This is a genomic window from Salipiger sp. (assembly GCF_048261495.1).
GTDB lineage: Bacteria > Pseudomonadota > Alphaproteobacteria > Rhodobacterales > Rhodobacteraceae > Salipiger.
In genome coordinates, this window is the sequence record NZ_JBLXFX010000007.1 from 229,138 (window position 1) to 242,049 (window position 12,912).

Here is a 12,912-nt window from a genome sequence, read left to right on the forward strand (position 1 = left end):
CGGGCGTTTTTCCTTGTCCGGGACGGGGATGCGCACCGCGGCATCGCCGCTGCCGAACATTCCCGCCTTGAACCGCCCCACCCTGCCGCGATAAAGCGGACCGGCGCGCTGAGGTGAAACGCGCGAGCAAGACCGGACCCCGACACGCACGTGACCCGCATCCTCGCCCCCCTTCTCTTCGGCCTGATCGGCGCCGGCATCCTCGTGGGACTCGGCACCTGGCAGGTGCAGCGCCTTGCCTGGAAAGAAGGCGTGCTGGCCGAGATCGAGGCGCATATCCACGGCGACCCGCAGCCGTTGCCGGTGATGATCTCGCCCTCCGAACAACGCTACCAGCCCGTCGCGCTGAGCGGAGAGATCCTGCCCGGCGCGCTGCGCGTGCTGGTCAGCCGCAAGCAGGTCGGCGCGGGCTACCTGATCGTGTCGCCCTTCCGCACCGCGGACGGGCGGGTCGTCCTGCTCGACCGGGGATTCCTGCGCGACGGGAACAAGGATCACCTCCCCGCCACCGGCGCGGCCGAGGTCGTCGGAAATCTGCACTGGCCCGACGACCGCAACACATCGACCCCGGAAAACGACACCGCCGGCAACATCTGGTTCGCCCGCGACATCGGCGCGATGTCCGAGGCGCTGCAGACCGAACCGCTGCTGGTGGTCGCCCGCAAGATCACCCCGCCCGACGCCGAAATCACCCCGCTTCCCGTGGACACCGGCGGCATTCCGAACGATCACCTGCAATACGCCATCACCTGGTTTTCGCTGGCGGTTGTCTGGCTGGGCATGACCGCCTACTACATCCGGCGGCAACTGACGACAAAGGACGCCTGAGACATGCGCTACATCTCGACCCGCGGGCAGGCCCCCGCGCTGAGCTTTGAAGAGGCAATGCTCTCGGGGCTTGCCCGCGACGGCGGCCTCTACGTTCCCGAAACCGTGCCGAGCCTCGGCCCCGCCGACATCCGCGCGCTGAACGGTCTCAGCTACGAGGAAACCGCCTTTCGCATCATGCGCCCCTTCGTCGGCGACGGCTTCACCGACGAGACCTTCGGCGACCTGATCGCCAAGGCCTATGCCGGGTTCGGCCACGGCGCCCGCGCGCCGCTGGTGCAGCTGGCGCCGAACCATTTCCTGCTGGAGCTGTTCCACGGGCCGACGCTGGCGTTCAAGGACTTCGCCATGCAGCTCATCGGGCAGCTCTTCGAAGAGGCCCTGACCCGGCGCGGAGAGCGCGTGACCATCGTCGGCGCGACCTCGGGCGACACCGGAAGCGCCGCGATCGAGGCGTTCAAGGGGCTGGACGCGGTGGATGTCTTCATCCTCTTCCCGCATGGCCGCGTTTCCGAGGTGCAGCGCCGCCAGATGACCACGCCGACCGAAAGCAACGTGCACGCGCTGGCGATGGACGGGCATTTCGACGATTGCCAGGCGCGGCTCAAGGACATGTTCAACGACTTCGCCTTCCGCGACGAGGTGCGCCTTGCCGGGGTGAATTCGATCAACTGGGCACGGGTGCTGGCGCAGGTGGTCTACTACTTCACCTCCGCCGTGTCGCTCGGCGCGCCGGACCGCCCTGTCAGCTTTACCGTGCCGACGGGCAATTTCGGCGACATCTTCGCCGGCTACATCGCAAAGAAGATGGGCCTGCCCATCGACCGGCTGGTGGTGGCGACGAACCAGAACGACATCCTGCACCGCTGCCTGTCCTCGGGCGACTACCGGATGTCGGAGGTTCACCCCTCGATCTCGCCCTCCATGGACATCCAGGTCAGTTCCAACTTCGAGCGCGCGCTGTTCGATGCCTACGGGCGCGACGGGGCCGCCGTGGCGCAGCTGATGGACGAGCTGAAGGGCGGCGGATTTCACGTCTCGCAGGGCGCACTCCAGGCCCTGCGCGAGCATTTCGAAAGCGGCCGCGCCTCGGAAGAGGAAACGCTGCGGACCATCGCCGCGGCGAATGCCGGCATGGGCGAACTGCTCTGCCCGCATTCCGCCATCGGCGTGAAGGTGGCCGAAGAGCACCGTTCGACGGAAACCCCGATGATCACCCTTGCCACCGCCCATCCGGCGAAATTCCCGGATGCGGTGGAGCAGGCCAGCGGCATCCGCCCGCCGCTTCCCGAACGCATGGCCGACCTGTTCGACCGTGACGAACGCGTGACCCGCGTCGCCAACGACCTTGGCGCCCTTGAAACCCTGATCCGGGAGCGCATCGCACAGTGACCGTCGAACTCACCACCCTCAAGAACGGGCTGCGCATCGTCTCCGAACGCATGCCCTCGATGAAATCGGCCGCTCTCGGCGTCTGGGTCACGGCCGGCGGGCGCAACGAGCGGCTCGAACAGAACGGCATCGCGCATTTCCTCGAACACATGGCGTTCAAGGGCACCCGGACCCGCACCGCCCTGCAGATCGCCGAGGCGATCGAGGACGTGGGCGGCTACATCAACGCCTATACCTCGCGCGAGGTCACCGCCTACTACGCGCGGGTGCTGGAGAACGACACCCGGCTGGCGCTGGACGTGATCTCGGACATCCTGCTCAACCCGGTGTTCGACGGCAAGGAGATCGAGACCGAGCGTCACGTGATCCTCCAGGAGATCGGCCAGGCGCTCGACACGCCGGACGACGTGATCTTCGACTGGCTCCAGGAAAAGGCCTATGCGGACCAGGCGCTCGGGCGCACGATCCTCGGCGAGTCGGCCAACATCCGGCGCTTCGGCCGCGAGGATCTTTCGGATTTCGTGCGCGAGCATTACGGCCCGGACCAGATGATCCTCTCCGCCGCCGGTGCGATCGACCACGCGACGCTTGTCGAGCAGGCCGAGGCGCTGTTCGGCGGTCTGAAACCGCGCGACGCGCTGTCGGCCGACCCCGCCCGCTTTGTCGGAGGCGAGATCCGCCGCGAGAAGAAGCTCGAACAGGCGCATTTCGCGCTGGCCTTCGAAGGTCCGGGCTATCGCGATCCCGCCTTCTACACCGCGCAGATCTATGCCATCGCGCTCGGCGGCGGCATGTCGTCCCGGCTGTTCCAGGAGATCCGCGAAAAGCGCGGCCTCTGCTACACGATCTTCGCGCAGAACGGCGCCTACGAGGATACCGGCCTGACCACGATCTATGCCGGAACCTCGGGCGAGGAAGTCGCCGAACTGGCCGGGCTGACCATCGACGAGATGAAGCGCGCCGCATCGGACATGACCCCCGAAGAGGTCGCCCGCGCCCGGGCGCAGATGAAGGCCGGCCTGCTGATGGGTCTGGAAAGCCCGTCGTCGCGCGCCGAACGCATGGCGCGCATGGTGCAGATCTGGGGCGAGGTTCCCCCGATCGAGGATGCGGTGGCCAAGATCGACAACGTCACCACCGGGGACGTGCGCCTCTTTGCCGAGACCATCGCGGCGCAATCGCCCGCGGCGCTGGCGCTTTACGGGCCGGTCAGCGGCGCGCCGGACCTCGCAAGCCTGCAGGCGCGCCGGGTGGCCTGATGCTGGGTCGGCGGCGGAAGCTGCGTCTGGAGACGGAACGTCTGACCCTGCGCCCGCCGGTGCATGGCGATTTCAACGCATGGGTGTCGCTGCGCCGCGAGAGCCGCGACTACCTCATGCCCTGGGAGCCGTCCTGGGCGCCCGACCACCTGTCCCGCCGCGCCTTCACCAACCGCGTCTACTGGGCCAACCGCTCGATTTCCGGGGGCACTGCGATACCGCTGTTCCTGTTCCGCCGCGACGACGAGATGCTGGTGGGCGCGATCACCCTCGACAACATCCGGCGCGGTCCTGCCCAGTCGGGAACGCTCGGCTACTGGACGGGGCTGGTCCACGCCCGCCAGGGCTACATGGCCGAGGCCATCGCCGGGGTCGTGCACCATGCTTTCGAACGCATGGACCTGAGCCGGATCGAAGCCGCCTGCCTGCCGGAGAACGTCGCCTCGCGCGGGCTGCTCGAACGCTCCGGTTTCAAGTACGAGGGCGTCGCGCAAAGTTATCTCCAGATCAACGGGCGCTGGCGCACGCATGTGCTCTATGCCTCGCTCCGGGGCGACCGGCGCGGGCGCACGCAGGTCGGCTGAGGCGACCGGCGCGTCGTGCGAATGGGGCTTTCGGCGGCCGCGCGGAGCGGTATGTTGGCCCGATGCCGCATCCCGTACTCGACAACCAGACCGCCCGCCGACTGTTCCTGCACAAGCACCTGCTGCTGCAACCGGGGGCCGGTCCCGGCCGGACCGAAGACCTCGAACAGGTGCTGGACGCGCTCGGCTTCGTGCAGCTCGACAGCGTCAACACGCTGGCACGGGCGCATGACCTCATCCTGTGGTCGCGGCGCGGCCGCTACCGGCCCCGCGCGCTCGAGGATCTGGTGGCGCGGCGCCGTACGGCCTTCGAACACTGGACCCACGACGCGGCGGTGATCCCGATGCCGTCCTACCCGGCCTGGCGGCTGAAGTTCCGCCGCGACGAGGCCCATATGCAGGCGCGCTGGCCCGCGCTGCGCCGCGACGGCTGGCACGCGGAACTCGACACCGTTCTGCGGCACATTTCCGACCACGGCGCCGCCTGTTCGCTGGATGTGGGCGGGCAGGACAAGAAGGGCGCGTCGGGCTGGTGGGACTGGCACCCGTCCAAGACCGCGCTGGAATTCCTCTGGCGGTCCGGGCGGCTTGCCGTCTGCAACCGCCAGGGATTTCGCAAGTACTACGACCTGCGGGAGCGGGTGATCCCCGAAGCGCTGCGCAACGCCCATCTCGACGACGAGCAGATCATAGACCGGGCCATGTCGGACGCCCTTGCCCGCCTCGGCTTTGCGACGAGCGGGGAGCTGGCGGCCTTTTTCGACATCGTGACGCGGGACGAGGCCAAGGCCTGGTGCGCGGCGGCGCTGGAAAGCGGCGCGCTGATCGAGGTCGACGTGGAACTTGCCGACGGCTCGCTCCGCCGCAGCCTTACCACCGAGGCGCTGATGGATTCGGCCGCCTCGCTGCCCGAACCGTCCTCGCGCATCCGGTTGCTGAGCCCGTTCGATCCGGCGCTGCGCGACCGGGCCCGCGCCGAGCGGCTGTTCGGCTTTCACTACCGGATCGAGATCTTCGTGCCGGAGGCCAAGCGGCGCTATGGCTACTATGTCTTTCCGATCATGCGCGGCGACCGCCTGGTCGGCCGGCTCGACGCCAGGCGCGACGGCACCGCGATCGCGGTGCGCGCCTTCTGGCCGGAACCGGGCGTGCGGGCGGGCAAGGGTTTCGTCTCCGGGCTGGAGGCCGAATTGTCCCGGCTGAGCCATCACGTCGGGGCCGAGAGCCTGCGCTTTGCCGAGGACTGGATCAGGGCCTAGGCGGACGGCCCGCCGGAGTCGCCCGCGGGATCACCCGCCGCGCCGCCGCTCCGGCGTGGAGGGCATCTCGATATTGATTTCGAGGCTCGACACCGCATCGTCGCGCTGCACGCGGATGTCGACATCCTCGTCGGCGACGGTGACATACTTGCGGATCACTTCCAGAAGGTCCTTCTGAAGCATCGGCAGGAAGTCCGCCGCGCCGCCGCCCGCCGCGCGTTCATGCGCGAGCAGGAGCTGTAGGCGGTCCTTGGCGGTGCTGGCCGTCCGGGCGCGGCGGGGTTTGAGGGAGAAACCGAACAGGCTCATGCCGACCGCCCGAACAGGCGGCGGAACAGGCCGGGGCGCCGGTCGTCCCCGATCCGCATGGCGACCTCCTTGCCGGTCAGGCGCGCGACCGTGTCCTCGTAGGCCATGCCGGCGCTCGACGGCTCGTCGAGGATCACCGGCGTGCCGACGTTCGAGGCGCGCAGCACCGCCTGGCTTTCCGGGATGATCCCGAGCAGCGGCACGGCGAGGATCTCGAGCACGTCCTCGACCGTCATCATCTCGCCCTTGTCGATGCGGGTCTGGTCGTGGCGGGTGAGCAGGACGCGGGCCTTCACCGGATCTTCGCTGCCGCTCTCGGCCCGTTTGGTCTTGCTCGCCAGCAGCCCGAGCACGCGGTCGCTGTCGCGCACCGAGGAAACCTCGGGATTGGTCACGACCACCGCCTCGTCGGCGAAATACATCGCAAGCTGCGCGCCCCGCTCGATCCCGGCCGGGCTGTCGCAGATGATGTAGTCGAACTCCCCGCGCAGCTCGTTCAGCACGGCTTCGACGCCCTCGCGGGTCAGCGCATCCTTGTCGCGGGTCTGCGAGGTCGGCAGGATGTAGAGCGTATCGAGCCGCTTGTCCTTGATCAGCGCCTGTTTCAGCCGGGCATCGCCCTGGATCACGTTGATGAAGTCGAACACCACCCGGCGTTCGCATCCCATGATCATGTCGAGGTTGCGCAGGCCCACGTCGAAGTCGATCACCACCGTCTTGTGGCCGAGCTTGGCCAGCCCGGCGGAAATCGCCGCCGCCGAGGTGGTCTTGCCGACCCCGCCCTTGCCCGAGGTGATCACGATGATCTTCCCCAGCGGCGCCTTCTCTGTCATCTGCGTCGTCATCCGAGCGCCTCCAAATGCAATCCGTCGTCCTTCAGGAACACCTGCAGGCTTTGCCGGCGCAGGTCGTCCCCGATGCTTTCGCTGGTGCGGTAGATCCCCGCGATGGCCAGCAGTTCCGCCTCCTGCCGCTGGCAGAAGATGCGGGCGGTCTCGTCGCCGTGCACGCCCGCGATGGCCCGCCCGCGCAGGGTGCCGTAGACGTGGATGCTGCCCGAGGCGACCAGCTCCGCCCCCGACGAGACCGAGCCGACCACCGTCAGATCCCCCCGCTCCGCGACGATCACCTGCCCCGAGCGCACGGTTTCCGTGATGAGCCGGTTGTCGGGGGGCAGCAGCCGGTCGACCTTGCGGCGGCTCTTGCCCGCGTTCTCGACCGAGGTGTCGCGCCCGATCGTCACCGGGATCAGCCCGAGGCCGGCACAGGCGCTGCGCTGCAGGCCCGAGACGTTCTGAACTCCGAAGACCTGGAGATTGCGCGCGCGCAGTTCGTCGACGAGGGCGCCCAGCGCCTCCGCGTCGACCAGCCTCGGGACCAGCCCCAGGTCGAGGATCAGCGGCGCATCCACCAGAAGCTGCGGCGCGCGCTGCAATTGTTCGTCGAGCGCATCGTAAAACGCCGCATCCAGCCGGTCGCCTTCCGGCTGAAGCGCAATGGCGGTGATGAACCGTCCGCGGATACGGAACGGCTGGACCGTCACCGGGGCGCCTCCGCCACGGCCGTCTGCTGTGTCTGTCGGCACTGACCCGTGCTCCTGCTCTCGTCTCGCGGTGCGATTCGTCCGCACCCTTGTTTTGCGAGTCACCTAGACCCGTTCCGGGCAGAGGCGCACCGGGTCATTCGGCGGGCATACGTATTGAGCGGTTTCCCGCTACCCGCCGCAGCGCGGCACGGAATTATTTCGCTCACGCCTGCGCGAGGGCCAGCCGGGGCCCGCCCGCCCCCTGCCGAGACAGGACAACGCCCCCGGCGGGTTTCCGGCGTCAGGCGGTCATGTGGCCGCGCACCGGGTTCGACCAGGCGCGCTTGCCGGCGCGGTCGATCACCGTCACGCGAATCCACGGGCTCCGGGCAAACCGGTCGAGCGGCATGGTGGCGCGGGTCATGGAGTCTCCGTGGATGGCCTTTGCCGCGCAGCCGTGGCCCTGGACGATGACCGTGGAGACGGCAGAGCTTTCGACATGCACCGCCCCGTCCGCGATCCGGACGTCGCGCAGCTCCGGCCCGGTGGAGGCATAGAAGGCCCCGGCCTTCAGCGCGGCGAGCAGCGCCTCGGGCGTGTTTTCCTCGGCCTTGACCATGACCCAGCCGCCGAAATGGTCCGGTTCGGTGAAATGCGCGTCATCGGTGGCGATCAGCGACAGCTCGCGCCCTTCGGACAGCAGCAGGTCGGCGACATGGAACCCGTCCGCCCTGTCGCAGCCGGTCGCGCAGCCGTGGTTGTAGATCTCGACCGCGTGGGCCGCCGTGATCGAGCGCGCATCGGCCAGCGTCATGCCGGACCACTGGGGATGGGCGATGGCGACGAAGGCCCCCGCCGCGACGGCACGGGCGGCAAGCGCGGGCCCGCTTTCCTGCCCCGCCACCGGCACGAAACCCGGCGCATCGGCCGGGGCGAAGTCCGCGGGCAACCCGACGGCGAGGATGTGCCACAGCTCGCCGTTCTCCATCGCGCCGGAGTGCAGCTCCGCCCCGAGAAGCGTGGTGAACCCGGCGTCGCGAAACGGAAGCGTGTCGGCGACGGGATAGCCGTAGAGGCCGATCATGTGGTCCGTCAGGGCGATGAAGTCATAGCCCTCGGCCTTGTAGCGGCGGCAGACCTCCTGCGGGGTCAGCACGCCGTCGGAGAGATCGGAATGGGTATGGAGATTGCCTCTCCGGAACCGTCCGGGGGCGGAAAACGCGGTCAACTGCATGGCGAAGCCTTATTCGGGAAGGACGAGGAGGTCGGAACCGGAGAACCACAGGTCGGTCGTCTGACCGACCGGGGGCATGACGGCCCCGGCCTGGTTGAACATGTCGAACGAGACCGGCCTGCCCTGCACCTCGACCTTGGCGCGGATCACCGAGCCGAGAAAGCTGACATCGAGCACCCGCCCCGAGATCGGCACATCGGTGTCGCTGCGCCGCTGCAGCGCCAGTGCCTCCGGACGCAGGGCGACGGTGACGGGCGCCCCGCTCTGCAGGCCCGACAGCGGGCGGTGGGTCGGCAGGCGCCGTCCGGCAAAGGCCACGTGGGCATCGTCGGCCTTGGCGGCCTCGAAGGTGTTGAGATGGCCGACAAAACCCGCGACGAAGCGTGTTTCCGGGTGGTTGTAGATCTCGGCCGGGGTGCCGATCTGGTCGGCGCGCCCCTCGTACATCACCACCACCCGGTCGGAGATCGACAGCGCCTCTTCCTGGTCGTGGGTGACGAAGACCGTGGTGATCCCCAGTTCGCGCTGGATGGTGCGGATGTCGTCGCGCAGGGCGACGCGGATCTTGGCGTCCAGCGCCGAAAGCGGTTCGTCCAGCAGCAGCAGCTTGGGACGCGGCGCCAGCGCGCGGGCCAGTGCCACCCGCTGCTGCTGGCCGCCGGACATCTGGTAGGGGTAGCGGTCGCCGAGGTGGTCCAGCTTGATCAGCGCCAGCATGTCGTCAACCCGGTGTTCGACCTCGCGCGCGGGAAGGCCCGCGATCCTGAGACCGAAGGCCACGTTCTCGCGCACCGTCATGTTGGGGAACAGCGCGTAGGCCTGGAACACCATGCCGATGCGCCGCTTGTTGGCGGGAAGCGCGGTCACGTCCTCTCCGTCGACGCGGATGCGCCCGGAGGTGGCGGTCTCGAACCCCGCGATCATCCGCAGAACCGTGGTCTTGCCGCAGCCGGACGGCCCGAGGAAGGAGACGAATTCGCCCTGCCCCACCGAAAAGTCGAACCCCTTCACCACGGTCGTGGTGCCGAAGGTCTTGGTGATGCCGTCGAGATGCAGGAAGCTCATGCGGTCTTTCTCCGGATGAAGGGAAGGATGCCCTGTCCGGGCTTGCGCGTGGCGAAGAAGTCCATCAGCGCCATGCAGGCCCAGGTGAAGGCGAAGGCCATGATGGCCAGCGCCGCGGGCTGATAGGCGTAGTCCTGTCCCATCTGCACCAGGTAGGGTCCGAAGGCCGGGCGGTTCAGCAGCGAGGTGATGACGAATTCGCCGAGCGAGATCGAGAAGGTCAGAAAGGCGCCGGACACGATGGCCGAGCGCACGTTGGGAAAGATCACCGTGGCGATGGTGCGCAGGCGCGACGCGCCGAGACTTTCGGCGGCTTCGGTCAGCGTGGTGATGTCGATGGCCGCCATGCCGTTGTCGACCGCCCGGTACATGTAGGGCAGCGACAGCACGGTATAGCCGATGACGAGCAGGAGGTTGGTGCCCGCCTCGCTCATGGTCAGCGGCAGGACGGACGAGGTGCCGTAGATCCGCACGTAGCCGAAGACCAGCACCACCGGCGGGATGATGAGCGGCATCAGCGACAGGAATTCCGTCACCGGGCGCATCGCGGGCAGTTTCAGCCGCACCCAGTAGGCGGTGGGCACCACCAGCACCGCGCCCAGCACGATCGCGGCAAGCGAGGCCGCGGCGGAAAAGCCGAGCACGGACACGAAGGTGTCGTCGCGGAACAGCCAGCGGTAGGCATCGAGGGTGATCTCTCCGCGCTTCATCCGCAGCGAGAAGTTGATCGTCGCGGCCAGCGGCACCAGGAAGAAGGCCGCCGAGACGACGGCGACCGCCGTGGCAAGGTAGGGAAAGCGGGTCATCTGCGCCACCGTTCCGCGCGGTTGCGCAGCAGGAAATAGAAGGTGTTGGAAAAGGCCATGATGATGACCATGCCGAAGGCCAGGGCATAGCCGAGGTTCGGATTGTAGAGGACATTGCCCCGGATCTGCTGGAACAGCACGATGGGCACCACCGGGAAATTCGCCGAGGTCAGCGCGTAGACCGTGGCCAGCGTTCCGAAGGCATTGGCGAAGAGCAGCAGGAAACATCCGAGCACCGAGGGCGTCAGCACCGGCAACGCCACCATGCGCCAGAACTGGCCCGCCGAGGCTCCGAGGCTTTCGGCGGCCTCGCGCCATTCGCTGCGCAGCCCCTCCATCGCGGGCATCATCATCAGCATCATCAGCGGAAGCTGGAAATAGAGATAGGTGATCGCCAGCCCCCAGAACGAGAACAGGTTGAACCCCTGCGCGTAGATGTGGAGCCCGAAGACATCGCGCAGGATCAGCGTCACCAGCCCCAGCCGCCCCAGCGTCGCGATGAAGGCAAAGGCCAGCGGCACCCCGGCAAAGTTGGACGCCACCCCCGCAAAGGTCAGGAAGGCCCGCTTGACCCACCCCGGCAACCCGCCGAGATGGATCGCCCAGGCCAGCAGCGAGCCGAACAGCGCCCCGAGCAGCGCCGAGGTGAAGCTGAGCCGGATCGACAGCCAGTAGCTCGGCCAGATGTCCGGGCCCGTCAGCGCGATCATGTTGTCCAGCGTGAAGGCCCCCTCGGGGGTCCGGAACGCGCCGTCGACCAGGTAGAAGATCGGAAAGATCAGGAACAGCAGCGTGAACAGCAGGAACGGCGCGACGCCCAGCCAGTTCAGGTTCACGCGGCGCGGTGCGCGCGCGGGCAGCGGAAGGGCGGCGGCTTGGTGGCTCTGATCGGCCAAGGGGGTCTCCTTCGCGGCGGCGATCGTCGGAAAAAGCGAATGGCGGCCCGCTGGCCGCCATCCCTCCGTGTCGGGCGGAGGTGCTTACTGCACGCCCATTTCCGTTGCCCAGTTGTCGGCGACGGCCTGCTTGGCCTCGGACTGCTGGTCGAGGGTCGGAAAGATCGCCTTGGCGTAGTTTTCCGCCGGCGGCAGGTTGTCCAGCATGTCCTGCGGGATCACGCCGCGCTCTGCCATGTCGTTGAAGCGGATCGGGTGGCAGTAGCCCGCCAGCCAGCCGAGCTGACCCTCGTCGGAATAGAGGTATTCCATCCAGAGCTTCGCGGCGTTGGGATGCGGCGCATAGGCCGAGATCGCCTGAACGTAGACGCCGGCGACGACGCTGTCGCCCGGCACCACGACCGACACCGGCGGGTTGCCGTCCAGCTTGTCGCGCATGGCCAACAGGTTGTAATCCCAATCGAAATAGATCGGCGTGGTACCCTGGGCAAGGTTCTGGGCATTGCCGTTGACCGGCACGTAGTTGCCGCCCTCCTTGAGACCCTTGAAAAAGGCGATGCCCTTGTTCAGCGCATCGGCGCCCGCCTCGCCGCCTTCGGCGATGCCGGCGGCATAGACCGCCATCATCACCGAGTTGCCGGTGCGCGGATCGCCCTGCAGCGCGACCGCGTTGGAAAAGGCGCCGTCCTTCAGGTCGGCGAAGCTCGCGGGTGCGTCGGGAAAGATGTCCTCGTTCACGCCGAAGGCCAGCACGCCGTAGTAGTCGCCGTACCAGTAGCCCTCGTCATCCTTGGCGTCGGCCGGGATGCTGTCCCAGGTCGAGACCTTGTAGGCCTGGAGCAGGCCCTCGGCCTTGGCGGCGGGACCGAAGGACAGGCCCACGTCGAGAACGTCGGGCGCCTGCGGGCCGGTGTTGCCCTTGTTGGCCTTCACCGCTTCGAGTTCATCGGCGGAGCCGGCGTTCGGGTTCAGTTCGTTGACCTCGATGCCGTACTTGTCCTTGAAGCCCTGGATGACCTCCCCGTAGCCGCACCAGCTGTGGGGCAAGGCGATGGTGGTCAGCATTCCCTCGGCCTTGGCCGCGTCGATAAGCTCCTGCGAAGGCTCTGCAAGGGCGCCGGTGGCGGTCACGGCAAGCGCGGCCACGGAAAGCGTCAGGCGGGATCGGGATGTCATGGTCAACTCAGTCTCCACTCGGTTTGCCCGGCGCACCCGCGGTGGCCGGGGGGATTTGAGCTGGTTCCCTAGAGGAGCCGCATGACAGTTCCGCGTCGGTCTTGTAACGATTTCATTCCGTTGACGGGCAGGATGCGGATTTTTCCCGCAGGCGCGCCGCGCTCGGTTCGCGCCAGGGTGCGGCTGCTGTGCGGCACCTGTGCAGCACTCGGCCCCGGGCGGTCGCGGAAGGCTTGCGGCCCGCGTCCGGGGATGCAACCGTCCGCGAAAGGCCGACAAACCGGAGTGATTGCCTGATGACCAAACCCCTGGTTCTTCTCACGGGGCCCCTGTTGCTGCTGGGTCTTGCCGCCTGTGAACCCGTCCCCGCCGATGGCGAGGCGGGCGGGACGGGCATCGTGACCGTCCCGGAGTCGGTGTCCTCGATCGCCGCTCCCTTTCAGGACCTGACCACGGCGCGCTACAGATCCAAGGACGGCTGCTACTGGTACACCCATCGCGGCCCGGTCGAGACCGTCGAACTGCCGCTGCGCACCGACAACGGCAGCCCGATCTGCGCGAGGCCGCAGGGCTAGACCG

14 protein-coding genes are annotated in these 12,912 nt (G+C 67.9%); 6 read left to right on the forward strand and 8 right to left on the reverse strand.

Features of this window, described 5'->3' with window-relative positions:
* The first annotated feature begins 150 nt into the window (after nt 1-150).
* The 5 genes from ACN0RJ_RS15805 (at nt 151) to ACN0RJ_RS15825 (ending at nt 5,322) form a co-directional block, all read left to right on the forward strand.
* The gene (locus tag ACN0RJ_RS15805; RefSeq protein WP_417719781.1) at nt 151-828 is read left to right on the forward strand and encodes an SURF1 family protein; all 678 of its coding nucleotides are present in this window, start codon (nt 151-153) and stop codon (nt 826-828) included.
* Nucleotides 829-831: 3 nt separating this feature from the next.
* Nucleotides 832-2,220, forward strand: coding sequence for a threonine synthase (thrC, locus tag ACN0RJ_RS15810; protein WP_417724855.1), 1,389 nt, complete (start codon nt 832-834; stop codon nt 2,218-2,220).
* On the forward strand, nt 2,217-3,479 hold the full coding sequence (locus ACN0RJ_RS15815) for a M16 family metallopeptidase (RefSeq protein ID WP_417724856.1): 1,263 nt from the start codon (nt 2,217-2,219) through the stop codon (nt 3,477-3,479). Before thrC ends, ACN0RJ_RS15815 begins: the two co-directional genes overlap by 4 nt.
* Entirely contained in the window at nt 3,479-4,063 is a 585-nt protein-coding gene (locus tag ACN0RJ_RS15820) for a GNAT family N-acetyltransferase (RefSeq protein ID WP_417719784.1), read from the forward strand. The genes ACN0RJ_RS15815 and ACN0RJ_RS15820 overlap by 1 nt, the downstream gene beginning before the upstream one ends.
* A 62-nt stretch (nt 4,064-4,125) precedes the next feature.
* Nucleotides 4,126-5,322 (forward strand): winged helix-turn-helix domain-containing protein, encoded by a 1,197-nt coding sequence (locus ACN0RJ_RS15825; protein WP_417724857.1) that lies wholly within the window; start codon nt 4,126-4,128, stop codon nt 5,320-5,322.
* Nucleotides 5,323-5,352: 30 nt separating this feature from the next.
* On the opposite strand, the gene minE is transcribed toward ACN0RJ_RS15825, so the two are convergent.
* From minE to ACN0RJ_RS15865, 8 genes are all read right to left on the reverse strand, one after another.
* Nucleotides 5,353-5,631 (reverse strand): cell division topological specificity factor MinE, encoded by a 279-nt coding sequence (gene minE, locus ACN0RJ_RS15830; RefSeq protein WP_417719786.1) that lies wholly within the window; start codon nt 5,629-5,631, stop codon nt 5,353-5,355.
* On the reverse strand, nt 5,628-6,446 hold the full coding sequence (gene minD, locus ACN0RJ_RS15835; protein ID WP_417719813.1) for a septum site-determining protein MinD: 819 nt from the start codon (nt 6,444-6,446) through the stop codon (nt 5,628-5,630). Before minD ends, minE begins: the two co-directional genes overlap by 4 nt.
* A 26-nt stretch (nt 6,447-6,472) precedes the next feature.
* The gene (minC, locus tag ACN0RJ_RS15840; protein ID WP_417724858.1) at nt 6,473-7,216 is read right to left on the reverse strand and encodes a septum site-determining protein MinC; all 744 of its coding nucleotides are present in this window, start codon (nt 7,214-7,216) and stop codon (nt 6,473-6,475) included.
* A 241-nt stretch (nt 7,217-7,457) separates the two neighbouring features.
* Nucleotides 7,458-8,390, reverse strand: a complete 933-nt coding sequence (locus tag ACN0RJ_RS15845; protein WP_417724859.1) for a PHP domain-containing protein — start codon at nt 8,388-8,390, stop codon at nt 7,458-7,460.
* Nucleotides 8,391-8,399: 9 nt separating this feature from the next.
* Nucleotides 8,400-9,455 (reverse strand): ABC transporter ATP-binding protein, encoded by a 1,056-nt coding sequence (locus ACN0RJ_RS15850; protein ID WP_417719789.1) that lies wholly within the window; start codon nt 9,453-9,455, stop codon nt 8,400-8,402.
* The gene (locus tag ACN0RJ_RS15855; RefSeq protein ID WP_417719790.1) at nt 9,452-10,261 is read right to left on the reverse strand and encodes an ABC transporter permease; all 810 of its coding nucleotides are present in this window, start codon (nt 10,259-10,261) and stop codon (nt 9,452-9,454) included. Before ACN0RJ_RS15855 ends, ACN0RJ_RS15850 begins: the two co-directional genes overlap by 4 nt.
* A complete protein-coding gene (locus tag ACN0RJ_RS15860) occupies nt 10,258-11,157 on the reverse strand; it encodes an ABC transporter permease (RefSeq protein ID WP_417724860.1) in 900 nt (299 codons plus the stop codon). Before ACN0RJ_RS15860 ends, ACN0RJ_RS15855 begins: the two co-directional genes overlap by 4 nt.
* Nucleotides 11,158-11,241: 84 nt before the next feature.
* A complete protein-coding gene (locus ACN0RJ_RS15865) occupies nt 11,242-12,333 on the reverse strand; it encodes an ABC transporter substrate-binding protein (RefSeq protein WP_417724861.1) in 1,092 nt (363 codons plus the stop codon).
* A gap of 296 nt (nt 12,334-12,629) precedes the next feature.
* On the opposite strand from ACN0RJ_RS15865, the gene ACN0RJ_RS15870 reads away from it, so the two are divergent.
* Nucleotides 12,630-12,908 (forward strand): hypothetical protein, encoded by a 279-nt coding sequence (locus ACN0RJ_RS15870; protein WP_417719793.1) that lies wholly within the window; start codon nt 12,630-12,632, stop codon nt 12,906-12,908.
* The last annotated feature ends 4 nt before the right edge of the window (nt 12,909-12,912 follow it).